Origin of the sequence: Micromonospora sp. CPCC 205546 (assembly GCF_036902715.1) — a bacterium.
In the GTDB taxonomy this organism is placed as follows: domain Bacteria; phylum Actinomycetota; class Actinomycetes; order Mycobacteriales; family Micromonosporaceae; genus Micromonospora.
Window position 1 is genome coordinate 21,297 of sequence record NZ_JBAKHL010000014.1, and the last position, 22,890, is coordinate 44,186.

Sequence of the window (22,890 nt, forward strand, 5' to 3'; positions counted from 1 at the left end):
ATGGAAGAGCACGTCCTCGCCGCCGTCGAGCGGGCCACGACCCGCCCGCCGGAGCGCTACGACACCATCACCGTCACGCCCATCTCCCCGGTGATCGGCGCCGAGGTCGCCGGCCTCGACCTCGCGACCGACCTGTCGGACGCGCAGCTGGCCGAGGTCAGGCGCGCCTTCCTCGCCCACCACGTGCTGGTCTTCCGCGACCAGGTGCTCTCCGCCGAGGACCACAAACGCTTCGCCGGTCACTTCGGGGAGTTGCGCCGCCAGCCCCTCGCCGACCTCGACGGCGGCGACCCGGCCGTCCTCGAGATCAGCGCCGGCCGGGAGTCGCGTTTCGTGGCCGGCGAGGACTGGCACACCGACGGCACCGCCGAGGCCGAGCCGTCGCTGGGCTCGATGCTCTACGTCACCCGGACGCCCGAGATCGGCGTCGGCGGCGACACCCTCTGGGCGAACATGCACCTGGCGTACGAGATGCTCTCCCCGCCGATGCGGGCCTTCCTCGACGGGCTGACCGCGGTCCACGACGGCCTGATCCCGTGGCAGGGCCACACCCCGCCACCGGAGTACGTCGTGCCGAAGAGCGAGCACCCCGTCGTCGTACGCCACCCGGAGACCGGCCGTCCGCTGCTCTTCGTCAACGCTGGCTTCACCTCGCACATCGTGCAGCTGTCCCGGCCGGAGAGCCGGGCGGTGCTGGACATGCTCTTCGCCTGGGTCGCGCAGCAGCCGATCCTGAGCTGCCGGGTGCGCTGGACGCCGAACACGCTGGTGTTCTGGGACAACCGCTGCACCCAGCACCACGCCGTGTGGGACTACTACCCGCACTCCCGCTACGGCCAGCGGGTGACCATCAACGGCAGCCGCCCGACCGGGTAGCCGGCGCGCGTCCCCCCGCCGGCCGGTCCGGGCACCGTCCGGGCCAGGCAACGGGCGTTCGGGCGTCGGGCGTTCGGGCGTCGGTCAGCCGCGCACGATCTGCTCGGTGTAGGCCCAGTCGGCCTCCAGGGCGGCGTCGCGTTCGTCGGTCAGGCCGGTCAGGTCCGCGCCCACGACGCGGCCGGCCCCCGCGACGCGGTCCCGCAGGATCCGGGCCGTGACCAGGGCCGCCCGGGTGCCCTGCGCGGTGACCGGGTCCAGGTGGTAGCCGGCGTCGCCGACCAGGCACCAGCCCGGCCCGCTCATCGGCCGGCGCAGCATCCGCATCCGGCCGGCGCCGCCGATCGACGTGCTCCGGCGGCCGACGGCGACGGCGGGGCCGAGGCGCGGGTCGTCGCGCACCATCCGCTCGTACGAGCGCGCCGGGTGCCGGCCGGTCTCGTCGATGAGGCTCTGGTGCAGGTCCAGCGCGACGCACCACTGCTTGTCGCCGCAGGGCGTCGAGATGAGCACGCTGCGGTCCTGCAGCGAGAAGTACGAGCGGTCCGTGGGCAGCGGCAGGTTCTCGTAGTACGCCAGCAGGGCGAACCACGGCGACTCGACGACCCGGTAGGCGCCCGCCCCCACCCGTTGCGCGTTGTGCGACAGCCGGCCGTCGGCCAGCACCAGCAGGTCGCAGGTGACCCGGCTGTCCACGCCGCCGTGGCGCACGGTCGCCCCGCGTACCCGGCCCGCGTCGATCGTGAGGTCCCGTACCCGGGCCGGGCGCAGCACGGTGACGTTGCCCCGGCTGCGTGCGGCGGCCAGCAGCGCCGGGTCCAGCACCTCACGGGGCACGCTCATCCGGTACGAGTACGCGTCCACGCGCGGGTAGACCCGCTCGACGACGTCCTCGCCGATGCGCTGCGTGTCGCCGTACGTGCGCGGGGCGCCGCAGGCCAGGACCGTCTCCAGCAGGCCGAGCTCGGCCCAGGCGAGATTGCCGTCGCGATCCCAGGTGGACTGTTGCGGCCAGAACGCGGTGGGCCGCGAGGCGTCCAGCACGAGGATCCGTTGCGCGTAGGGCGCCAGCGCCCAGGCGGTGGACGCCCCGGCGATCCGGCCGCCGACCACGACGACCTCCCAGTGGCCGCCGATCACGACGGCACCGACGCGGCGCGCTGGTGCTCCGGCGGGTTCCCGACGTCGTCTGGCGACACGACCCAGTCTCGCATCCGGACCGACCCGCCGGAAGGGAGCAGCCGGCACGCAGCCCGCGCCGCGGGGTGGCGCCGTCGCTCCGGCGGGCATCGGCGCGCACACCGCCGGAGGGGCCTGCTTGTTACTGGCGGATTACCCACGACCAATAGATTCACCCAGGTCAGCGGGCTTCCGTCCGGACGTGGGGTGCAATGTGAACAGTCAGACAATCGCGCGGCCGGAGCCCCGGCTCGAGGTCCGGGACCTGCCGTGGCGGCAACTGTGGGCGGGCGCGCGGCTGCTCGCCGAGGCGTACGAGGACGGCGCCATCTGGGCCGCGGCCGGATCGCTGCCCCGGTGGCAGCGCAGGTCGGCGCTGACCGCCCTCTACCTGGCGGAGCTGGTGATCGCCCAGCTGATGAGCTCGGGCATCACGCTGGCCGCGTACCGCGCCGACCGGCTCGACGGGATCCTCGTCCTCTACGGCGACGAGCGCACCACGCCGTGGTGGGGATGGGCGCTGCGCTCCGTGGCGTGCCTGCTGGCCGGGCCGCGGGCCGTGGTGGAGGCGGTCCGGATCTCCAACGCGCTGGACCGCATGCGCCCCGACCGCCCGCACGTGTGGTTCGCGGTGCTCGGCCGCCGGGTCGACTCGGTCGGTGTCGGCTACGTCCTCATGCGCGCCGGCCAGGCGCGTGCCGAGGCCCTCGGCCTGCCGGGCTACCTGGAGACCTCGGCCGGCCCGGAGCAGGTGCAGATCAACGAGATGCTCGGCTGGACGTCGGTGGACGAGTACGTGCTGAGCACCGGCAGCGTCATCAGGACGATGTGGCGCGACCGGGCGGCACGGTCGTGACGGCGGCCGGACTGTGCCGGGGGCTGGACACGCTCTTCGCGGTCCCGTCCGAGCACCGGCTCGACGACGTCGACCGTGCCTCGGCACGACAGCTCCTCGGCTGCGACGACCGCACGCTGTCCATCCTGCTGGACCGTGGGCTCCCCGCCGGCGGCGACCCGGGCGAGGAGCGTTTCGACTCGCGCGACCTGTTCAACCTGGCGCTGCACTCCGGCACCGGCACGACCGTGCCGGAGCAGGCCTTCGCCTACTCGCTGCGGTGGATGCGCTCGGCGACCGAGGATCTGCTCGCGCCCCGCGCCTCCCGCTTCGCGCTGCGGGTCGCGTGCGGCGCCGAGGCGTGCGGTCCGGCGCCGACCAGCATGCTGGCCCTGCCGCGCCCCGAACGCTGCGGCGGCGCGGTGCACGACCTGACGGTCGAACCCGCCTGGGGCGTTGCCGCACCCAGTGGCGACACCGTCGTGTGCACGGGCTCGGAGCTGGCCGTCACCGCCACCGTCCACACCCGCGGTGAGCGGGCCGAGCTGCGCTCCCCCGAGCTGCGCGCCATCGTCGCCGAGTTCGCCGCCATGGACCTGCGCTGGGTCAAGCTGCCCGAGGCCCTGCGCGACGACGTCGACCTGGTGGCCCGGCACGGCGTGGCGAGCTGCGACTCGGCGAGCCGCTACCTCGCCCAGCTCTGCCTCCGGGCCGGCATCCCGGCGGTCACCCGGATCGGCTGGGTGGTCGGCATGCTCGACCTGGTCCACGCCTGGGTGGAGGTCGAGGACGCCGACGGGGCGACCAAGGTCGTCGACCCGGTCTTCGCGCTGTTCTCCGCCACCGTGCGGGACACCAACCCGCTGCTGCGCGACCCTGCCGTCGCGCTGCGCACCAACCGGCTCATCCCGACCGGCCTGTCCACCGGCGGGGTGGTGGCCGAGCACCGGTGCGCGGGCGAGCCGGCGGCGGCCCGGGTCACCACGAAGATCCTGCCCGCACCGACGCGCCCCGAGGAGAGGCCATGAGTACGACCGGAGCGGTCCCCGAGTTCCTCACCGCGTTCCTGCGCGCCAGGTGTCCGGACATCGACTCCGTCGGGGTCGACGACGACCTCGTGGACACCGGGGTCCTCAACTCGATGCACTTCGTCGAGCTGCTCTACCTGATCGAGGCGGAGCTGGGCACGGAGATCTCCCTCGACGAGGTGAGCACGGACGACTTCCGCACGATCTCCCGCATCACGCGACGTTTCTTCACCCCGGGGCAGGGCCTCGGCGCGACACCCAAGGAGTAGCAATGTTGCAGAACCGCGTCCGCGAGGTGATCGCGTCGGTCTTCAGCGTCGCACCGGACGAGTTGCCCGAGCGACTGGACCCGGACACCGTGGAGGGCTGGACCTCGCTGCGCCAGATCCAGCTCATGATGGCGCTCGAGAACGCGTTCGGCATCGAGATCGACCCGAACCTGCTGCCTGCCCTGGCGTCCGGTCCGGCGATCGTGCGGTTCCTCGAGGAGACACTGCCGGTCGCGGAGGGCACGGGCCGATGAGGGCGTACCACCCGCGGTTGCGCACGGTGCACGACGTCGTCGCCTTCCACGCGGCGCAGCGACCCGACCACCCGGCGGTGCACTGCGAGGACCGTACGGTCAGCTACGCCGGGCTGCACCGGTCGAGCAACCGCACGGCGCACGCCCTGCGACGCGCCGGCGTCACGGCCGGGCACCGCGTCGCCTACCTCGGCAAGGAGTCGGAGCACTACTACGACGTCCTGTTCGCCTGCGCCAAGACCGGCACCGTGCTGGTCCCCATCAACTGGCGGCTGCGCGCCGGCGAGATCCGCCACATCATGCGCGACTCCGGCAGCACGGTGCTCTTCTGTGACGAGGACCTCCTGGAGACCGTCGAGTCGCTGCGGCCGGACCTGCCCGAGCTGCGCGAGGTGGTGCCGCTGGCCGGCTTCGCCGACTGGCAGGCCGACGAGGACGGCGACCTCGACCCGTCCTGGACCGAGGAGCAGCCGCTGGCGCAGGTGTACACCAGCGGCACGACGGGCAACCCCAAGGGTGTCGTACTGGCCCACCGCAGCTTCTTCGCGGTGCGCGACGCGCTCGCCTCCGAGGGCCTGGACTGGATCGACTGGCGGCCGGAGGACGTGAGCCTGATCGGCATCCCGGGCTTCCACATCGGTGGGCTCTGGTGGTCGATCCAGGGGTTCAGCGCGGGCGTCACCAACGTGTCCGTCCGGGTGTTCGCCGGGCACGAGGCGGTCCGTCTCATCCGGCGGCACGGCGTCACCACGGCGTGCGTCGTACCCGCCCAGTTGCAGATGATGCTCGCACCGCCCCGGCCCAGGCGGGAGGACTTCGTCTCGCTACGCAAGATCGTCTACGGCGGGTCGCCGATCTCCGAGGCGCTGCTCGGCCGCAGCATCGAGATGTTCGACTGCGAGTTCGCGCAGATCTACGGCCTGTCCGAGAGCGGCAACACGGCGGTCTGCCTGCCGCCGGCGGAACACGTCGTCGGCGGGCCGCGCATGCAGGCGGCCGGCCGGCCGTACCCGGGCTTCGGCGTGAAGATCATCGACGGGACGGGCCGGCTCCTTCCCCCGTACGAGGTCGGCGAGATCTGCCTGTCGACCCCGGCGCGGATGATCGAGTACCGGGGCCTGCCCGACGCCACCGCCGCGACCCTGGTCGACGGCTGGCTGCACACCGGCGACGCCGGCTACGTGGACGACGAGGGATTCCTGTTCGTCCGCGACCGGATCAAGGACACGATCATCGTGGCCGGCGAGAACGTCTACCCGGCCGAGATCGAGAACGCGGTCTGCGCGTACCCGGGCGTGGTCGAGGCCGCCGCCGTCGCCGTGCCGCACGAGCACTGGGGCGAGGTCGTGCACTGCTTCGTGGTGACCCACCCCGACCAGCCCGCGACCGCACGCGATCTCACGCCCTTCCTGCGCGGACGGATCGCCGACTTCAAGATCCCGGCGAGCTTCGAGTTCGTCGACCAGCTGCCCCGCAACCCCAGCGGAAAGCTCCTCCGACGAGAGCTGCGTGAAAGGTTCTGGCGGCACCTGGACCGGCGCGTGGCCTGACGGCCCGGTCGGTCCCTCTTGGCTCCACGACCCTCACTCCCATGCAAAGGCGGACCCATGCACATTTCCCTGCGACACCACAGTGACCGCATCGCCCTCTCGACGGGTAACCCGAACCGGATCTCGCTCGCCTACTCGGAGGACCCGCGGGCGGTCGCGAAGAGGCTTCCGCGCCGTGGCGACGACGAGCCGAGGAACGTGCTCCTGCTGGGCGCGAACGGATACGTCGGCATGCACATGCTGCGCGAACTGCTCGGCGACGCCCGGGTCGCGACGGTCTACGCCCTGGTGCGCCCCAAGGGCGACAAGTCCGGGGAGGACCGCATCGCCCGGCAGCTGCGCAAGTACAAGATGGAGCTGCCCGACACCGGGAAGCTGACGGTCCTGGAGGGCAGCTACCTGGAGCCGGCGATGGGGCTCGCCCCCGCCGCCTACGACGAGCTGCTCGCCGAGGTCGACGTGGTCATCGACGCCGCGGGGGCGACGACCCACGACTACCCCTACTCACGGTACCGCGAGGAGAAGGTCCTGCCGACGCTGCGGCTCGCCGAGTTCTGCCTGCGCAAGCGGTTCAAGACGCTGCACGTCATCGGTTCGGTCGGCAGCGAGGTCTACCAGCAGTGGCGCGACTTCTACCGCAACAGCTTCTTCTACACCGGCTACAGCCGGATGAAGTGGGTCGTCAAGCACATCAGCCTGCGGGCGAACCGCGACGGCGTGCCGATCCACATCTACCAGGCGCCGTTCGCGTTGGGTGGTCCCAGCACCGGGTTCAAGGACCCCGGGATGGAGTACTCGTTCTGGAACATGATCTCGCACGTCCTGCAGCTCGGCATGGTCTGGGACTCGGATGTCACCAGCCCGGTCGTGGCGGGCGACGTGCTGGCCCGTTCGGTGGTGGCCAACGCCCTGTCGGCCGCCCCGCGGGTGATCAGCTACCCGGTGACCCCGGTGACCACCGAGGAGATCGCCGAGCGGTTCAAGCTGAAGCTGGTGCCGTGGACGACGTTCCGCCGCGAACTCGTCCGGCAGCACCGGTTCCGGCTCGGCCAGGTCGACTGGTCGAAGCCCGTGGCCAGCATCCGGCGCGGCCGGCAGCAGTCGAAGTTCGTCAGTTCGCTCTTCCCGCGCTCGTTCCACACCCTGCTGAACAACATCCACACCGCCGCGTCGAACCCGACGACGGTGCGGATCGACGCCGACCTGCCGTCCATCGACGTCATGGAGAACAACGCCAGGCGCATCCGCAAGCTCGGCAGGTACCTGCCCGAGCAGACGCCGGCTCCCGTCGCCGTCGGCGCGGGCGTCCCCGCTCCGGCTCCCGCCCCCGAGCCGGTCCCCGTCGGGGCGGTCTGACGCCCCGCCTCTCCCGGCAGCCGGCCGCTTCCCCTCAGGGTGGGGCAGCGGCCGGCTGCTTTCCACTGCCGGGGGCGACCGGCCGCCTGCGCCTGCGCCCCGGTCACCCGGCCCTGAGAAAGCGTCGCCAGCTCGACGCGGCCGACGATCGCGTCGAGCGGCCGAATCAGGGCTTGCATCAAAGTCCGTCACAGCCACTCGTTGATGGCAGCGAGGTGAAGCGTGCTTCGCAGCGGACGGCGAGCTCGTCGAAGCGGGTGGCCACGGCCCGGTTGCGCTTGAGCCGGTTGATGCCGCATTCGACAGCGTGCCGTTGCTGGTAGAGGTGCGGGTCGAAGGCCGGCGGTCGGCCACCCTGGGCCCCGTTGGCCCGCCGGTGGGCGTCCTGGTCGGCCTTGCTGGGGATGGTCGCAGTGATGCCGCGGCGGCGCAGGTGGGCCCGGTTCACTTTCGACGTGTACGCCTTGAACGCGGCGGCCGGCGAGGATCTCTGCGGCCAGGACTCGGCTAGGACCCGGTCCGGGCGGGTCCTTGGTTTCGATCTTCGGCAGCTGATGAGACCGTCAGCCAACTCAGGCCGTCACACGGACTTCGACGCAGGCCTCATGTCGTCCGGATCTCGCGGCGCTGCAGCTCCCGCTGTGTTGCCTGGCCGCCGCGCTGGGCTCGGTCAGCCTCCGGCTGGTTCGGTTGCGGTGCCGGGTCGCTGGCCCCTAGACGGCCTCCGCTGGGTCTGGACGTGTTCGCGCGCTCCACCGGACGACCGCCGGTGCGGCGAGCCCGACCGCGACGAAGATGCCGCCCATCAGCAGCCAGCCGGGGGCGCCCCAGGCGATGCAGAGCAGACCCAGGATGGAAGGGGCGGCGACGTTGCCAAGGCCCGTGCCGAGCCCGGAGATTCCCGTGTATTGCCCCTGTGCGTGTGCAGGCGCGAGTCGGAATTGCAGCTCGAGCGAGCCCGCCGCGTGCCAGAGCTCGCCGACGGTGTGCGCGGCGACCCCCAGCGTCATCACCGTGACGGCGAGCCATCCGGGCATATTCGACGTGGCGGCGATCAGGGCCATCCCGATCAGGAACGCCCACCCGGAGCGACGTATGGCCCGTCCCGCCGCTGGACCGGTGTCGATCCCCCGGCTGGCTCTGACCTGGAGCGCCGCGACGAGGGCGGTGTTGACCAGCACGGCCATCCCGACGAACCAGCGCGGGGCGTTGGTCTGCGAGATGATCCACACCGGCAGTGCGAAGACCAGTACCTGGCCCTGAACTCCCATGATGGCGTCGAGCACGGTGACTGCCATGTAGGGCTTGTCCTTCAGTGCGATCCAGCGCCCGGTCATCTGGGGTGCCGGGATCGGCGGTAGCGAGGGCAGTCGGGCGATGATGGCGGCGCATGCCACGAAACTGATCGCGTTGCCGGCGATCAGGGCCAGGTAGGCGGCGCGGGTGTCCAGTTGCACTGCGACGCCGGCGGCGAGGGCTCCGCAGCATCCGGCGAGGTTGGCAACCGAACGAAGATAGGCACGGTACGGGGCCGGGTTCGTGCCGCCGAAGCCGCGCACCAGCGGGCCGCGAGACGCCCCGCCGGCCGAGTGGGCGAGCTGGGTCAGGCAGACCAGGACGACGAACAGCCAGAACGTGTGGACGAAGGCCAGGGCGGCTGTGGTGACGGCTCGGATGACCAGAGTCAGCAGATAGATCTCGCGCGGGCCGCGCCGATCGGCGAGATGCCCTGCCGGGATCCCGGCGACCGTCCCGACGAGTGCGGCGGCGCCCAGGCCCAGGGCGACCTGCGTGAGGGGGAGCCCGACGGAGCGGGTGAAGAAGAGCACGGCGCTGGCCATGAAGAGGCCGCTTCCGAGCATGTTGATGAAGGTCGCGACGGCCAGAACGCGCCGAGGGCCGTGAGCGGGGATGAGTCCTCGGGCAACAAGCCAGGAACTGTTCGGGGGCGGGAGGGGAATCGACGTCGTCGCTGTCTGCAAAGTGACGGGGGCCTCTCGTCGATGACGGTGGACTCGTGGCAGGGCTCTGCCCCTCCGGCGCGCCGCTACTCGAGGCTGGCCAGCTCATCGGTGGACAGGACCAGCGCCCCGGCGGCCAGGTTCTCGACCAGGTGGTCGGGGTTGCTGGTGCCGGGAATGGCCAGCAGGTGCGGCCCGCGGCTGAGGGTCCACGCGATCCGCACCTGCGCCGGCGTCACGCCGCGCGCGTGTGCGATGGCCTGCACAGCCGTGTTGGCGGCCACGCCGCCGGCCTCACGCGCGTCGCCGGCGATCGCGAAGAACGGCACGAATGCCACGCCCTGTTCGCCGCAGGTGCGCACGAACTGGTCGTGCATGCGTCGGGTGTCGACGCCGTACGGGTTCTGCACGCAGACCACCGGGGCGATCGCCAGTGCCTGCGCGAGGTGCTGCGGGCGGATGTTGGACAGGCCGAGGTGCCGGATGAGGCCGGCTTCGCGCAGGTCGGCCAGCGCGCCGAAGTGCTCCGCGACCGATTCCAGGCCGTGCTGGCGCAGGTTCACGACATCCAGATGATCGCGCCCGAGCTGACGCAGGTTCTCCTCGACCTGCCCGCGCAGCTCATCCGGCCGGGCCAGCGGCAGCCACTCCCCCGAGGGGTCACGGCCCGGCCCGACCTTCGTGGTGATGACCAGGTCGTCGACGTACGGCGAGAGCGCCGTGTTGATTATCTCGTTGGCCGACCGGAGCGGCGAGAAGTAGAACGCCGCCGTGTCGATGTGGTTCACACCGAGCTCGACCGCCCGGCGCAGCACACCGACCGCCCGGTCGCGGTCGCTCGCCGCACTGCCGGTGCTCGTCAGGCGCATCGCGCCGAATCCGATTCGGTTGACAGTCAGGTCGCCGAGCGTCCAGGTGCCTGCGGACGCCGCAGTGATCACGCTAATGGGCATTGGGCGAACCTAGCCACCGCCGCTGACCTGCGCAGTCGGTCGCCCGCCCGATACCGCTCGCGCAAGATCACTGCTAACTTATCTATCGTAGGAAGCGCTCCGCCGGTGGAGTCCCAATCTCATACCGAGGACTCGTTGCGGACCACGTACGGGATCTTGAGACCACGAGTAACCCATGGCAGGCTCGTGCCGCATGATCGATGATTTCGCGAAAGCCAACCTGCACGGGAGACTGCGGCGGGACCGCAAGGCGCTGCTCTGGAAACTCGACGGCTTGCCCGAATACGATGCCCGCCGACCTTTGACAGCGACCGGGACCAACCTCCTCGGCCTGGTCAAACACGTGGCCACCGTCGAGGCCAGGTACTTCGGCGAGGTCTTCGACCGCCCTTCCCCGGAACCGCTGCCCCGGTGGCAGGACTCCAACGGCAGCGATCTGTGGGCGACCGAGGACGAGACCCGCGATCAGATCATCGCGTTCTACCGGCGCACGTGGGAACACTCGGACGCGACGATCAACGCGCTTCCCCTCGACGCCCCCGGCCACGTGCCGTGGTGGCCGGAGCCTTATGCCGACACGAACCTGTTCGCCATCATGGTCCATGTCCTCGGCGAGTCCATCCGGCATGCCGGGCACGCCGATATCCTGCGCGAGGGCCTCGACGGCCGAACCGGGTTGCGCGCCGAACACGAGAACCAGATCGACGAGGAAGCCCGTGCAGCCTACTGCGCGAAGGTCGAGCAGGCCACCAGGACGGCTGACGAGGCGGCATGACCTGACCGACGGGCAGTGGGCTGCTCTGGCTCCGCTGCTGCCTGCCGCGCCGAGGACAGGTCGTCCGCCGAAGTGGGAGAAACGACAGCTCATTGATGGGATCCGGCGGCGGATCCGCATCGGCGCCCCATGGCGGGACGTCCCGGCTGAGCACGCGCCCTGGCCCACCGTCCACGGCCTGTTCCGCCGGTGGCAGCGGGACGGGACCTGGGACAAGATCCTGTCGGCGTTGCAGGCCGCGGGCGATGCGCAGGGCCGGATCGGTTGGACGATGAGCGTGGACTCGATGACCAGCCGCGCCCACCAACACGCCGCCGGCGCCCGCACCGACGGGCATCTGCAGAAGGAACCGCCCGGCGGCGTGCACGACGAGCCGGCCGATCGTGCGCCGGGCCGCTCTCGGGGCGGGGCCCCGACCTGGTCCTGGCCGACAATGCCTACACCAGCCGCAGCAACCGCGGCGTCGCCAGCCGCTACGAGAAACTGGCAGTCCGCCTCCACGCCGTCCTAACTTACGATCATCACTGAGTGGCTCTGACCGGTTCATGAAACACGCCTTAGGGCCGAACGCGTCGATGCGCAGCGTGGCCACGAATGGCGACGGGCTTCACGAATGGGATCGTCGCGGCGCCCGCCCTCGCCATAAACGATTGTGCACACCAAGCGACCAATTCCCCGTCCACCGGCCGGTAATTTCCTGTTCGGAGCCGGTTCCCGGCCGCCTTTGGGCCCACCTGACGCCGTCTCCTGGAGGATTCCTCATGACCACCTCGCATTCCCATGGACTTCCGCTGCACGTCCACTAATGAACGACGGTCAACCCCTTGGCAAGAGGTCGACGCATTCGCTACCTTCTCTATGTCGCAAGCGAGAACGGATGAGAGGAGTTGTCATGACGGCGCGCCGACCGGAGACCTGTTCCGCATTCTTGACGGGCTCTGTGAAGGCCACCGAAGGCGACTCCCCCGCCGCCGACGCCAGCCGACCGGCTGACATCCCGGACGCGTTTCCGCGGCACTGAGGTTCCCCCGTACGCCCGTCTCGAAAGCCGGCGGAGACGGTGCCGTCCAGGGGTGCACGAGCCCACCGCGCCGGAGAGGAGGTACGAGCCATGGCCTTCGACATCGTGATCGTCGAGACGAACGAGGAAATCCTGAACCACGGGGCCGTCTGACGTGCCCGGTGCCGGACCCGCACGCGGGTCCGGCACCTTTTCCGTTCATCGTGCGTGGGAAAGGCATCGGAATGCGTGTACGCCGCCGCGACCAGCTCATCTGCCGCTGGGACAGCGATGCGCTGATGGTCGCCCTGCCCGGCCAGCGCCGATGGTTGCGCGTCACCCTCGACCTGTTCACCCTGTTGCAGCGCCTGGACGACTACACCGACGTCGACGAGGTCGCCGCCCACTTCGGGGACGAGGCCGCCGAGGCCGCCACCCGGGCGCTCCACCAGCTCCACGAGGCCGGCATCCTCGTCGCCGACACCGACGACGCCGCCGTCCCGCCCGTCTGGCAGCACTGGGGTCCGGTCGCGTCCCGCATGCACACCGAGGCCCGCGACGCCAACTACCTCGTGGATTCGCCGCGCCGCGACGCCACAGCCGCGCAGATCGCCGCCGACGGCGAGCCCCCGGCACCGTTCAAGCGATACCCGCACGCCCCGGCCGTGCACCTCCCCCGGCGCGTCCTGCCGCTGCGTACGCCCGTCGAGGAGGTGTTCGCCGCCCGGCGCACCCACCGCGCGTTCGCCGGGACCCCGGTCGGGATCGACGCGCTCGCCACCGTGCTGGCCTGCACCTTCGCGCCCCAGCGCTTCCTCGACGGCGGCGCCTTCGGCCCGCAGCAGGGGCGCATCAGCGCCTCCGCCGGCGGCCGGCACGAGGTCGAGTGCTACGTGGCCGTCTACGACGTCACCGGGGTGCCGCCCGGCCTCTACCACTACGCTCCCGAGGTGCACCGCCTCGAACTCCTCGACGCCGGCGTCGACCGGCAGCGCATCGCCGCCCTGGCCTACGAGCAGGAGCCCTCCTACCAGGGGGCCTTCACCTGCCTCACCACCACCGTCGCCGCCCGCCTGTCCTGGAAGTACCGGCACCCGCGGGCCTACCGGCTGTGGATGTTCGACGCCGGCCACTACGGTCAGACGTTCGCGCTGACCTGCACCGCACTGAACCTGGCGCCCTTCCAGACGGTGGCGTTCCACGACAGCGGCGTCGAGGCGATGCTCGGGGTGGATGGCGACCACGAGTTCGCCACCTACCTGCTCTCCGCCGGCAACCCCGCTCCCGGCGACGGCACCCTTCCCGTGGGACCGGAGTACCCGCCACCGGCCCGCCTCGCCGCCAGCACGCACCGGTCACCCGCCGACCTGGCGGCCGGCCCGGACCAGCTCGGATGAGCGCGACCGACCGCGCCGGCGTCCCCCGTCGTACGCCGTGAGCGCCGCCACCAGCCCGGCCACCGTGCCGGTGGGGAAGCTCAGCCACCATCCGCGGTTCCTGCGGGTGTGGGCCAGCCAGTCCGCCGGGGCGGTCGCCGACCAGATCCTGCCGGTGGCGTTCGCGCTGTACGCCGTGCAGCGCGGGGCCGGCGCCGGCACCATCGCCGTCATCCTCGCCGGCCGGGCGATCGCCCTGGTGGTGTGCCTGCTCGCCGGCGGCATCCTCGCCGACCGGGTCTCGCGACCCCGGATCCTGTTCACCGCCGACCTGATGCGTACGACCGTCGTCGTCGGCACGCTGTTCGCCCTCGACGGCCTGCCCCTGGCCGCGCTCGGCATCGTCACCGCGCTGTCCGGCGTGGCCGAGTCCCTGTCCCGGCCGGCCATGCGCTCCCTGGTCCCGGCCCTGCTCCCCGCCGACCTGCTGGTACGCGGCAACGCCCTGGTCTCCGCCGTCCAACGCTCGGCGACGCTCCTCGGGGCGCTCGCCGGCGCCGCGATCGTCACCGCCATCGGCATCCACGCCGCGCTCGGCCTGGCCGGCCTCCTCTTCGCGACCGGCGCCCTCGCGGTGCTGGGCGTGCGCGACACCGCCGCCGGCACCCGGGCCCGGACCAGCGTGCTTGCCGACGCCGCGGCCGGCATCGCCACCGTCCGGCGCCGCCCCTGGGTGGCCGCCGTCATGGCCGCCGTGGCCGTCCAGCTCTTCGCCGGCACCGCGCCCAGCCTGACGCTGCTGCCGCTGATCGCCTCGGAACGCCTCGGCGGCGAACTCGCCTACGGGGTCGTCCTCGCCGCTGCCGCCGCCGGCGCCCTGCCCGCCATCGCGCTGGCCGGCAGGTGGCGGCCCCGGCGGCCCGGCACGGTCAGCATGCTCGCCCTCACCACCTACGCCGCCCTGCCCGCCAGCCTCGCCTTCGCCCTGCCGCTGCCGGTCACGGCCGTCTGCTTCGCCGTCGGCGGATTCGTCGTGGAGATCTACTTCCTCTACTGGCTCTCCGCCCTGCAACGCGAGATCCCCACCGAGGTGCTCGGCAAGACCCTCGCCCTGGACCAGCTCAGCGCCTTCGCCCTGCTGCCGGTCGGGTACGCCCTCACCGGGCCTGCGGTCGTGGCGTTCGGGATGCGGCCCACCCTCGTCGCGGCAGCCGTGCTGACCGCCGCGGCCAGCGCCCTCACGCTGCTGGTCCCCGGTGTCAGCACCTTCAGCGATCCCCCTGGTGCGCGTGCCGGCGCCGCGGAGCCGGGCACGGACGACCGCCGCGGGTGAGCGCCCCCGTCGGCCGGAAGGCGCGGAACGGGCCGTGACGGCGGCCGTCACGGCCCGTTTCCCGTTGCAGAGGCGGCGGTACGCGCTCAGCCCACCCGGGCGGCGGCGGTGGCGACGCCGGTGACGCTGCCGCCCGATCTCGTGACGTGGTAGGTGACGGTCGTACCGCTCCAGAAGTGGAAGGTGAGGGTCACCCGGGCACCGTCGTCGACCGCCGCGAAGAACGCCTCGGTCAGCGTGATGCGGTTGCCCGGGTAGTCGGGGGCGAAGGCGACGTCGAACTCCTTGAACGGCGTCCAGTCGTGCGGGCCGGCGTTGCGACCGTCGGCGTACCTCGCCTCCATGGTGGCGAGCTGGTCACCACGGAACTGGGTCGGCACGGCGAACGAGGCCGTGGTGCCGGTCGCGTTCGACAACACCGGCGGGTCGTACGTGACCACGTCGATCCGCCACGGCACCCCCGCCGAGAACCGCGCCTGCAGGGTGGCGTTCACGCCGTACGCACGGCTGCCGACGAGCCGGGTCAGCGTGCTCGCGGTGAGCGTGAGCTGGTTGTCCGAGACGGTGTAGTCGGTGCCCCGCACGAGGGCGGTGCCGCCCTGGTGCAGCCCCTGCAGGGTGGTGCCGTTCGGATTCAGCGTCAGCGACCGGGCGGCGACCGGGCCGGTACGCGGCACGTACACCTGGTCGGCGGACGCCGTCCCGGAGCGCGTGGTCCAGCTCGACCTGATCTGCGCGAACAGCTCCGGGTCCTTCCACCGGAAGGCGGTCCGGTCGAAGTGCTGCCCGTTGTCCCAGAGCTGCGTGGTGATCTGTCTCGTCCTGGCGTACCAGCCGAGGAACTCGAAGAACTTGAGCTTCTCGCCCTGCTGGATGGTGCCGGTGTGCCGGTCGAAGCCGAGCAGACCGTACTCGCCGATGACCACACCGATGCCCTTGGCGACGAAGGCGGCGCGGACGCGGTCGAAGGAGTCGGTCAGGTCCTTCTGGGCGGTGGCGTCGAAGCGGGTGCCCCCGGCGACGTTCACGCTGAACGGCCAGTAGCCGTAGAAGTGCACGGTGGCGATGAGGTTCCGGTCGCCGAGTTGGGCGAAGGTGCTCGCCAGCTCGTCGACGCGGGTCTGCTCCGAGGAGGTGTGCAGGGTCGGCAGCACGAGCATCCGGGTCGCGTTGTTGCTCCCGGACGCCCGCACGATCCGGTGGAACGACGTGTTCAGCTCGTGCAGCAGCTGCGCGTTCTGGGCGTCGCCGGAGCTGTTGGTGAACTGCGGTTCGTTGACGCTCTCGAAGTGCAGCTTCGGCGAGGCGTCCCGGAAAGCGGTCGCGATCTGGCTCCAGAGCGCGTTGTAGCGGTTGAGGACCGTGGTCCGGTTGGTCGGCATCTCGTGGATCCACTGCCAGGAGTCGTGATGAAGGTTGATCATCACGTAGAAACCGTCGTCCAGCGCCCAGCCGACGACCTCCTTGATCCGGTTCAGCCACGCCGGATCGATGGTGTACGCCGGCGCGGGGCCGTGGTGGTTGCTCCAGGTGACCGGGATCCGGATGCTGTTGAAGCCCTGCGCCCGGATGGCGTCGAGCTGCGCCTGGGTGACCCGTGGGTTGCCCCAGGCCGTCTCGTCGCTGCCGACCGCGTCGAACGTGTTGCCGAGGTTCCAGCCCGGCTGCATCGCGGCCACGTAGGCCAGCGGGTCCCCCGTCGGTGGCGGTGTGGTGGGCGGCGGGGTGGTCGGCGGGGCCGTCGTCGGCGGGGCGGTGGTGGGGCCGACGCCGCCGGTGCAGGTGACGCCGTTGAGGGCGAACGCGGTGGGGGCGGGATTGCTCCCCGACCACGAGCCATTGAAGCCGAACGACGCCGTGCCGTTGGTGCCGATGGCGGCGTTGTAGCCGACGTCGGTGGCGGTGACGTCGGCGCCGAGGGCGGTGACGTTGGCGTTCCACGCCGAGGTCACCTGCTGGCCGGCGGGGAACGCCCAGGTCAGTCGCCACCCGTTGACCGGGTCACCGAGGTTGGTCACCGCCACGTTCGCGGTGAAGCCCCCCGGCCACTGGTTGGTCGTGTACGCCACCCGGCAGCCGGCCGCCGCGTGCGCGCTGACCGCGAACGTCAGGCCGAGACCCACCGACAGCAGCGTGAGGGCGCTGGTGAACAGGCTCAGCCGCCATCGGGTCCTTCTCGTCCGGTCTCGTGTCTCGGCCATGACCGCTCCTCGCCTGGGATGCCGCTGGGACGGGATCACGGCAGGTGCCGCCCCGCCCGCGCCCGGCACCCGACCGCGAACCGCAGATTAAGTTTGGAATGCAAACTTTGTCAATCGTCATACCTCTATCTGGACAGGTGGTTCCCCCCGTCGGCCCGCAGGCCGCCCGGCAGTCCCCGGCCCGCCCGCTCACGGGGGCGGTGCCGAGAGTCCCCAGGCGCGGCGGCGCGGTCCACAGGCCGCCGCAGACGCCGGCACGGACCCCGCCACGGCGGCTCACACCGGCCACAGCCGCGAGCTCAATCCCCCGCCCGGAGGACCGCCACGAGCCCGCCAGACACCGGTTCCCCCCGCTCCGCCCCTGCTGAGACGCCCGATGCATGGCGCGACGGGGGTTTCGAGGGCCCCGCCACCGGGCAAGATCGGAGCCGACGGCAAACGCTCTGGAGGGACGACTCTCGTGGAAGTTACCGGCTTCTTCACCGCCATCATCATCGGTCTGATCATCGGCGCGCTGGGCCGGTTGGTCGTGCCGGGCAAGCAGAGCATCCCGATCTGGCTGACCCTGCTCATCGGTGTGGTCGCCGCGATCCTCGGCACGCTCGTAGCGGGCGCTCTCGGCGTCGACGACACCAGGGGCATCGACTGGATCGAGCTGGCCATCCAGGTCGTCTTCGCCGCGATCGGTGTGGCCGTCGTCGCGGGTGCCTACGGCCGACGCCGGATCCGCTGACCCGAACGACGTGTGCCCGGCCCGTCCCCCAGGGGGGCGGGCCGACGCATGCTGTCGGCGGGTCTGCTCCCGCGGACAGCACCGGCGCGCGACCTGCGGCGGGTGCGTACGCCCGGATCGTCACCGCCAGGACGGCTGGCATCCGGATCATGACCTTCCGGGTTCACTACGTGGCCCCGCCCGGATGGCTCACCGCCCAGGACCCGTCGGGCGACTACTGGACGCCGCTCGGTACGACAGCCGACCCGCGCGGCGGGACCGCACCGTCGCGAGGCAGGACCTGACCGCAGGCGTCGCCCGGTCGGACGATCGGATCGGGCCACAGCGGTCGGGCGCGGCCGGGTCGCCGTCGGTCAGGCTCGACGTCGAAAGGAGGCCTCATGATCTCGGCACTCAACCGGCTCGTCGATTACGTCGAGGAGCACCTCACCGAAGAACTCGACGTCCAGGGGCTCGCCCGGGCGCTCGGCACCACCGAGTACCACCTGCGCCGGATGTTCTCGTCGTTGGCCGGCATGCCGCTGTCGGAGTACGTGCGCCGACGCCGCATGACCGTCGCCGCCGCCGACGTCGTGCGCGGCGGGGACGGCCTGCTGAGCATCGCCGTCCGGCACGGGTACGGCTCGACCGAGGCGTTCGGGCGCGCGTTCCGGGCGGTCCACGGCGCCGGCCCCGGCGACGTTCGCCGCGACGGAGGCCCCCTTCGCACACAACCACAGCTCAGGTTCCGCCTGACCGTCGAAGGGAGCACCCCCATGGACACCCGCGTCGTCGACCGCCCCGCGTTCCGGCTCGTCGGGCACGCAGCCCGCGTTCCGCTGATCCACCAGGGCGTCAATCCGCACATCCAGCAGCACGTCGCCGCGCTGCCGCACACGGAGCATCTCCGGCTGAAGGCCCTCGGCGACACCGAGCCGGGCGGCCTGCTGCAGGTCAGCGACGACCTGGACCCCGACGCCACCGAGGGCAGCGAACTTACCTACCTGCACGGGGTCGCCATCGCCACGGACACGCCGGTCCCCGACGACCTCGACGCCATCGAGGTGCAGGCCGGCACCTGGGCCGTCTTCCGCACCACCGGGCCCCATCCGCAGGCGCTCCAGACCACCTGGGCCGCCACCGCGACCGAGTGGTTCCCCGCCAACCCGTGGCGCCTGCGGCCGGGTCCGTCGATCGTCGCGGTGCTCGAACGCGCCGACGACTTCAGCACCGCGACCTGCGAGCTGTGGCTGCCCGTCGAACCGACCTGACGGATCTCCGGGGGCCGGGACGGCGTCAGGCGAGCCGGCCCGGTCCTCGCAGGCCACACGGCGGGAGCCGGGCCGGTGCCGGGGTGGGCATGCCAGACGCCCGTGCGGGTACCTGGCGACGGTGACCTTCTCGATCGCCGCACGGTGTCCGCGTACCGGCCAGCTCGGTGTGGGAGCGCTGACAGCCACCCCGGGGGTCGGCAAGCTGGTGGCTCACGTCCGCCCCGGTGTGGGCGCCGTCGCCACCCAGGCCCTGCACAACCCGTTCCTGGCCTACGACGGGCTGCCACTGCTCGCCGAGGACCGCTCGCCGCGGGACGTCGTGACCGAGCTGCTCGCCCGGGATCCGGGCCGGGAGGTACGACAGGTCGGCATCGTCGACGACCAGGGCCGCTCGTACGCCTTCACCGGCTCCCGTACGCCGGACTGGTCCGGGCACCGCACCGGGCCGGACTACGCGGTGCAGGGCAACCGCCTGGTCGGCCCGGACACCCTGACGGGGATCATCCAGGTGTTCGAGGAGAGCCGGGACCTCGACCTGGCGGAGCGGCTCGTCCGGGCCATCGAGGTCGGCGAGGAGAGCGGCGGCGACCGGCACGGGGCGCGGTCGGCGACCGTCACCGTGATCGGTGACGAGCCCTATCCGCTGTGGGACCTGCGGGTCGACGACGCCGGGCAGCCGGCACGGGAACTGCGCCGGCTGCACGGCGTCTTCGAGGAGGAACTGCTGCCGGCGATCCGACAGCTGCCGACCCGGGCCGACCCGATGGGACAGGCGGCCCGGCAGGCGCTCGGCCAGCACGGGGACAGGCCCTCCTGAGCCACGGACACGGCGGCGCGGGCCGGGCTCCGCACACCGTCGTCGGCGCGGAACGAGCCCCGGACGACCGCTGGTGGGTCGGCCGGGGCTCGTCGGTGCTGCCGGATCAGGCGAGGTCGAACCGGTCGAGCTCCATGACCTTCGTCCAGGCCGCGACGAAGTCCGCCACGAACTTGTCGCGCGCATCCTGGCTGGCGTAGACCTCCGCGAGGGCCCGTAGCTGGGAGTTGGAGCCGAAGATGAGGTCGACCGCGGTGGCGGTCCACCTCACCTCGTCGGTGCCCAGGTCGCGGATCTCGTACACGTGCTCGTCGGACTCCGACGCCTTCCACCGGGTCCCCGGGGAGAGCAGGTTGGCGAAGAAGTCGTTGGTGAGCACGCCGGGGCGGTCGGTGAGGACGCCGTGCCCGGTGCCGCCGACGTTGGCCCCGAGGGTACGCAGGCCGCCGACGAGGACGGTCATCTCGGGCGCGGTCAGGTTGAGCATGTAGGCACGGTCGAGGAGCAGCACCTCCGGCTGGGTCTTCTCGCCGGGGCGCAGGTAGTTGCGGAACCCGTCGGCGCGCGGCTCGAGGACCCGGAAGGACTCGACGTCGGTCTGCTCCTGCGAGGCGTCGGTGCGGCCGGGGTGGAACGGCACTGTCACCTCGACGCCGGCGTCGCGCGCCGCCTTCTCGACGGCGGCCGAGCCGGCCAGCACGATCAGGTCCGCGAGCGAGATCTGCGCGCCGCCGGCGGAGTTGAACTCCCGCCGGACGCCCTCGAGGGTCTCCAGGACCATCGCGAGCTGCTCGGGCTGGTTGACCTCCCAGCTGCGCTGCGGCTCGAGACGGATCCGGGCGCCGTTGGCGCCGCCGCGCTTGTCGGTGGACCGGTAGCTGGCGGCCGAGGCCCAGGCGGTGGAGACGAGCTGGGCGACCGTGAGGCCGGCCTGGAGGACCTTCGCCTTGAGGGCGGCGACGTCGGCCTCGCCCACGAGTTCGTGGTCGACGGCCGGCACCGGGTCCTGCCACAGCTGGGGCTCGGGGACCCACGGCCCGAGGAAGCGGCTGACCGGGCCCATGTCGCGGTGCAGCAGCTTGTACCAGGCCTTGGCGAACGCCAGCGCGAACTCGTCCGGACGCTCCAGGAAACGGCGCGAGATCTTCTCGTACGCCGGGTCGACGCGCAGCGACAGGTCGGTCGTGAGCATCGTCGGCTTGTGCTTCTTCGACGGGTCGTGGGCGTCCGGGATGATCGCCTCGGCGTCCTTGGCGACCCACTGCTTCGCGCCGCCGGGGCTGGTGGTCAGCTCCCACTCGTGGCCGAAGAGGATCTCGAAGAACCGGTTGCTCCACTGCGTCGGCACGTCGGTCCACGTCACCTCGAGACCGCTGGTGATCGTGTCCGCGCCCTTGCCGCTGCCGTAAGTGCTCAGCCAGCCCAGGCCCTGCGCCTCCAGCGGGGCGCCCTCGGGCTCGGGGCCCACGTGGTCGTCGGCGACGCCGGCGCCGTGGGTCTTGCCGAAGGTGTGGCCACCGGCGATGAGGGCGACGGTCTCCTCGTCGTCCATGGCCATCCGGGCGAAGGTCTCGCGGATGAAGTGGGCCGCCGCGAGCGGGTCGGCGTTGCCGTTCGGGCCCTCCGGGTTGACGTAGATCAGACCCATCTCGGTCGCCCCGACCTCCGGCGCCATCTCCTTCTCGGAGACGTAGCGCTCGTCGCCGAGCCAGGTGTCCTCCGGGCCCCAGAAGATCTCCTCGGGCTCCCAGACGTCCTCCCGGCCGAAGGCGAAGCCGAAGGTCTTGAAGCCCATCGACTCCAGGGCGACGTTGCCGGCGAGCACGAGCAGGTCGGCCCACGAGATCTTCTGGCCGTACTTCTGCTTGACCGGCCACAGCAGCCGGCGGGCCTTGTCGAGGTTCGCGTTGTCCGGCCAGCTGTTGAGCGGGGCGAACCGCTGCCCACCGTCGCCGGCGCCGCCGCGACCGTCGTGGATACGGTAGGTGCCCGCGGCGTGCCAGCTCATCCGGATCATCAGGCCGCCGTAGTGGCCGAAGTCGGCCGGCCACCAGTCCTGCGACGTGGTGAGGACCTCGACGATGTCCCGCTTGAGGGCCTCGACGTCGAGCTTGGCGAACTCCCGGGCGTAGCTGAAGCCCTCGCCCAGCGGGTTCGCCTTGGACGAGTGGGCGTGCAACACCGACAGGTCGAGCTGGTTGGGCCACCAGTCCCGGTTGGTACGCGGACGACCCCCGGTCTTCGGGGCCGGCGAGTCGATCGCCGGGTTCTCGCTCTCGCTGCCGTGCGCGGTCACGGAGTCGTGTGCGACCGGGCAACCGGCAGCAGCCTTCTTGTCCACGCCCTGCGCACTGGCGGGGGTGTTGTCCTGGGTGTCGCTCATCTACTTCCCTTCAACCTGGCGGATCACTGGGAGGTGCGTTCGGTCGCGCAGTCGGGGCAGGTGCCCCAGTAGACGACCTCCGCCTCGTCGACCGTGAAGCCGTGGTCCTCGGAGGCGGTGAGACAGGGGGCGCCGCCGACGGCGCAGTCGACGTCGGCGATCGCGCCGCAGGAGCGGCACACGACGTGGTGGTGGTTGTCGCCCACCCGGGACTCGTACCGGGCGGTCGCCCCGGCGGGTTGGATACGCCGCACCAGACCGGCGTCGGTGAGCGCCCGCAGCACGTCGTACACCGCCTGGTGGGAGACCGTGGGCTGATCCGCCCGCACCAGCGCGATCACGGTGTCGGTGTCGACGTGCGGGTGCTCACGCAGCGCCGCCAGCACCGCCAACCGGGGTCGGGTCACGCGCAACGAGACCGCCCGCAGCTGGGTCTCGAAGTCGGGCGTCATGTGCTGAACCTATTCCACTCTTCTGGAATGGATCAAGTTTTTGCTCAACTCAACTCAACTCGACTCGACCCCGCCCGCGGCCCGGCGGGAGACCCAGGGTTCGGGCGGCCCGTTGCCGAGCACCTGACTGGCGGCGGTCCCCGGCGGTCGGCGCACCACGTGGACGGCCGTCGGTGTTCGCGCGGATCCGTTGCCGTCGACATGGGCGACCCCTGACGGGGCATCCGCGAGCGATCGACCGGCGACGCTGGCACTTTCGATCGGGTCCGCACCGGATCGGACGTACCGCTCGACGCGTGCCGAACG

The 22,890-nt window shown here is 71.6% G+C and carries 20 protein-coding genes and 2 pseudogenes; 15 read left to right on the forward strand and 7 right to left on the reverse strand.

Translation table 11 applies throughout. From position 1 onward, the window contains the following. Complete coding sequence (locus tag V6U77_RS09950) at positions 1-876, forward strand: TauD/TfdA dioxygenase family protein (protein WP_334605964.1); 876 nt, start codon at positions 1-3, stop codon at positions 874-876. An 84-nt stretch (positions 877-960) separates the two neighbouring features. On the opposite strand, the gene V6U77_RS09955 is transcribed toward V6U77_RS09950, so the two are convergent. After that, the gene (locus V6U77_RS09955) at positions 961-2,016 is read right to left on the reverse strand and encodes an FAD-dependent oxidoreductase (protein ID WP_334605965.1); all 1,056 of its coding nucleotides are present in this window, start codon (positions 2,014-2,016) and stop codon (positions 961-963) included. A 253-nt stretch (positions 2,017-2,269) separates the two neighbouring features. On the opposite strand from V6U77_RS09955, the gene V6U77_RS09960 reads away from it, so the two are divergent. From V6U77_RS09960 to V6U77_RS09985, 6 genes are read left to right on the forward strand one after another with little or no spacing between them, the layout of a single operon-like run. Continuing rightward, positions 2,270-2,911 (forward strand): hypothetical protein, encoded by a 642-nt coding sequence (locus V6U77_RS09960; protein ID WP_334605966.1) that lies wholly within the window; start codon positions 2,270-2,272, stop codon positions 2,909-2,911. Continuing rightward, positions 2,884-3,918, forward strand: a complete 1,035-nt coding sequence (locus tag V6U77_RS09965) for a hypothetical protein (protein ID WP_334605967.1) — start codon at positions 2,884-2,886, stop codon at positions 3,916-3,918. The genes V6U77_RS09960 and V6U77_RS09965 overlap by 28 nt, the downstream gene beginning before the upstream one ends. Beyond that, positions 3,915-4,187 carry an acyl carrier protein gene (locus V6U77_RS09970; RefSeq protein WP_334605968.1) on the forward strand — a complete coding sequence of 91 codons (273 nt, stop codon included), beginning with the start codon at positions 3,915-3,917 and terminating at the stop codon, positions 4,185-4,187. Before V6U77_RS09965 ends, V6U77_RS09970 begins: the two co-directional genes overlap by 4 nt. A 2-nt stretch (positions 4,188-4,189) precedes the next feature. Continuing rightward, on the forward strand, positions 4,190-4,441 hold the full coding sequence (locus V6U77_RS09975) for an acyl carrier protein (protein ID WP_334605969.1): 252 nt from the start codon (positions 4,190-4,192) through the stop codon (positions 4,439-4,441). 26 nt (positions 4,442-4,467) lie between these two features. After that, on the forward strand, positions 4,468-5,991 hold the full coding sequence (locus tag V6U77_RS09980) for a long-chain-fatty-acid--CoA ligase (RefSeq protein ID WP_334606029.1): 1,524 nt from the start codon (positions 4,468-4,470) through the stop codon (positions 5,989-5,991). A gap of 57 nt (positions 5,992-6,048) precedes the next feature. Further along, positions 6,049-7,347: an SDR family oxidoreductase gene (locus V6U77_RS09985; RefSeq protein WP_334605970.1), complete on the forward strand. Its 1,299-nt coding sequence runs from the start codon at positions 6,049-6,051 to the stop codon at positions 7,345-7,347. 178 nt (positions 7,348-7,525) lie between these two features. On the opposite strand, the pseudogene V6U77_RS09990 reads toward V6U77_RS09985, so the two are convergent. From V6U77_RS09990 to V6U77_RS10000, 3 genes and pseudogenes are all read right to left on the reverse strand, one after another. Then, a pseudogene (locus V6U77_RS09990) lies at positions 7,526-7,885 on the reverse strand (hypothetical protein); the annotation flags it as partial. A gap of 175 nt (positions 7,886-8,060) precedes the next feature. Further along, the gene (locus tag V6U77_RS09995) at positions 8,061-9,329 is read right to left on the reverse strand and encodes an MFS transporter (RefSeq protein WP_334605971.1); all 1,269 of its coding nucleotides are present in this window, start codon (positions 9,327-9,329) and stop codon (positions 8,061-8,063) included. 65 nt (positions 9,330-9,394) lie between these two features. Then, a complete protein-coding gene (locus tag V6U77_RS10000) occupies positions 9,395-10,261 on the reverse strand; it encodes an aldo/keto reductase (protein WP_334605972.1) in 867 nt (288 codons plus the stop codon). Between the two features lie 193 nt (positions 10,262-10,454). Between V6U77_RS10000 and V6U77_RS10005 the strand changes: the two genes are divergently transcribed. The 4 genes and pseudogenes from V6U77_RS10005 to V6U77_RS10020 all read left to right on the forward strand — a co-directional run bounded on the left by V6U77_RS10005 (position 10,455) and on the right by V6U77_RS10020 (position 14,745). Further along, positions 10,455-11,036 (forward strand): DinB family protein, encoded by a 582-nt coding sequence (locus V6U77_RS10005; RefSeq protein WP_334605973.1) that lies wholly within the window; start codon positions 10,455-10,457, stop codon positions 11,034-11,036. Further along, a pseudogene (locus V6U77_RS10010) lies at positions 11,020-11,454 on the forward strand (transposase); the annotation flags it as partial. The gene V6U77_RS10005 and the pseudogene V6U77_RS10010, both read left to right, overlap by 17 nt. 827 nt (positions 11,455-12,281) lie before the next feature. Further along, positions 12,282-13,433 (forward strand): SagB/ThcOx family dehydrogenase, encoded by a 1,152-nt coding sequence (locus tag V6U77_RS10015; protein ID WP_334605975.1) that lies wholly within the window; start codon positions 12,282-12,284, stop codon positions 13,431-13,433. A gap of 37 nt (positions 13,434-13,470) precedes the next feature. Further along, complete coding sequence (locus V6U77_RS10020; RefSeq protein WP_334605976.1) at positions 13,471-14,745, forward strand: MFS transporter; 1,275 nt, start codon at positions 13,471-13,473, stop codon at positions 14,743-14,745. Between the two features lie 86 nt (positions 14,746-14,831). Here the strand turns inward: V6U77_RS10020 and V6U77_RS10025 are convergent, their stop codons facing one another. Continuing rightward, the gene (locus V6U77_RS10025) at positions 14,832-16,946 is read right to left on the reverse strand and encodes a cellulase family glycosylhydrolase (protein ID WP_334605977.1); all 2,115 of its coding nucleotides are present in this window, start codon (positions 16,944-16,946) and stop codon (positions 14,832-14,834) included. 460 nt (positions 16,947-17,406) lie between these two features. Between V6U77_RS10025 and V6U77_RS10030 the strand changes: the two genes are divergently transcribed. From V6U77_RS10030 to V6U77_RS10045, 4 genes are all read left to right on the forward strand, one after another. Further along, complete coding sequence (locus V6U77_RS10030; RefSeq protein WP_334605978.1) at positions 17,407-17,679, forward strand: GlsB/YeaQ/YmgE family stress response membrane protein; 273 nt, start codon at positions 17,407-17,409, stop codon at positions 17,677-17,679. A 149-nt stretch (positions 17,680-17,828) separates the two neighbouring features. Next, on the forward strand, positions 17,829-17,963 hold the full coding sequence (locus V6U77_RS10035) for a hypothetical protein (protein ID WP_334605979.1): 135 nt from the start codon (positions 17,829-17,831) through the stop codon (positions 17,961-17,963). A 96-nt stretch (positions 17,964-18,059) separates the two neighbouring features. After that, the gene (locus tag V6U77_RS10040) at positions 18,060-18,929 is read left to right on the forward strand and encodes an AraC family transcriptional regulator (protein ID WP_334605980.1); all 870 of its coding nucleotides are present in this window, start codon (positions 18,060-18,062) and stop codon (positions 18,927-18,929) included. 121 nt (positions 18,930-19,050) lie between these two features. Then, the gene (locus V6U77_RS10045) at positions 19,051-19,749 is read left to right on the forward strand and encodes a DUF1028 domain-containing protein (RefSeq protein WP_334605981.1); all 699 of its coding nucleotides are present in this window, start codon (positions 19,051-19,053) and stop codon (positions 19,747-19,749) included. Between the two features lie 106 nt (positions 19,750-19,855). Here the strand turns inward: V6U77_RS10045 and katG are convergent, their stop codons facing one another. Next, the gene (gene katG / locus V6U77_RS10050) at positions 19,856-22,132 is read right to left on the reverse strand and encodes a catalase/peroxidase HPI (RefSeq protein ID WP_334605982.1); all 2,277 of its coding nucleotides are present in this window, start codon (positions 22,130-22,132) and stop codon (positions 19,856-19,858) included. 23 nt (positions 22,133-22,155) lie between these two features. Further along, positions 22,156-22,584: a Fur family transcriptional regulator gene (locus V6U77_RS10055; RefSeq protein WP_334605983.1), complete on the reverse strand. Its 429-nt coding sequence runs from the start codon at positions 22,582-22,584 to the stop codon at positions 22,156-22,158. Positions 22,585-22,890 lie beyond the last annotated feature (306 nt).

What these genes read in the sequence shown, in the direction of transcription:
- V6U77_RS10000 (WP_334605972.1), bottom strand. Translation starts at nt 10,261, where the DNA reads ATGCCCATTAGCGTGATCACTGCGGCGTCCGCAGGCACCTGGACGCTC.
- V6U77_RS09975 (WP_334605969.1), top strand. Translation starts at nt 4,190, where the DNA reads ATGTTGCAGAACCGCGTCCGCGAGGTGATCGCGTCGGTCTTCAGCGTC.
- V6U77_RS09985 (WP_334605970.1), top strand. Translation starts at nt 6,049, where the DNA reads ATGCACATTTCCCTGCGACACCACAGTGACCGCATCGCCCTCTCGACG.
- V6U77_RS10035 (WP_334605979.1), top strand. Translation starts at nt 17,829, where the DNA reads ATGACCTTCCGGGTTCACTACGTGGCCCCGCCCGGATGGCTCACCGCC.
- V6U77_RS09950 (WP_334605964.1), top strand. Translation starts at nt 1, where the DNA reads ATGGAAGAGCACGTCCTCGCCGCCGTCGAGCGGGCCACGACCCGCCCG.
- V6U77_RS10025 (WP_334605977.1), bottom strand. Translation starts at nt 16,946, where the DNA reads ATGGCCGAGACACGAGACCGGACGAGAAGGACCCGATGGCGGCTGAGC.
- V6U77_RS10005 (WP_334605973.1), top strand. Translation starts at nt 10,455, where the DNA reads ATGATCGATGATTTCGCGAAAGCCAACCTGCACGGGAGACTGCGGCGG.
- katG (WP_334605982.1), bottom strand. Translation starts at nt 22,132, where the DNA reads ATGAGCGACACCCAGGACAACACCCCCGCCAGTGCGCAGGGCGTGGAC.
- V6U77_RS10055 (WP_334605983.1), bottom strand. Translation starts at nt 22,584, where the DNA reads ATGACGCCCGACTTCGAGACCCAGCTGCGGGCGGTCTCGTTGCGCGTG.
- V6U77_RS10015 (WP_334605975.1), top strand. Translation starts at nt 12,282, where the DNA reads ATGCGTGTACGCCGCCGCGACCAGCTCATCTGCCGCTGGGACAGCGAT.
- V6U77_RS10040 (WP_334605980.1), top strand. Translation starts at nt 18,060, where the DNA reads ATGATCTCGGCACTCAACCGGCTCGTCGATTACGTCGAGGAGCACCTC.
- V6U77_RS09970 (WP_334605968.1), top strand. Translation starts at nt 3,915, where the DNA reads ATGAGTACGACCGGAGCGGTCCCCGAGTTCCTCACCGCGTTCCTGCGC.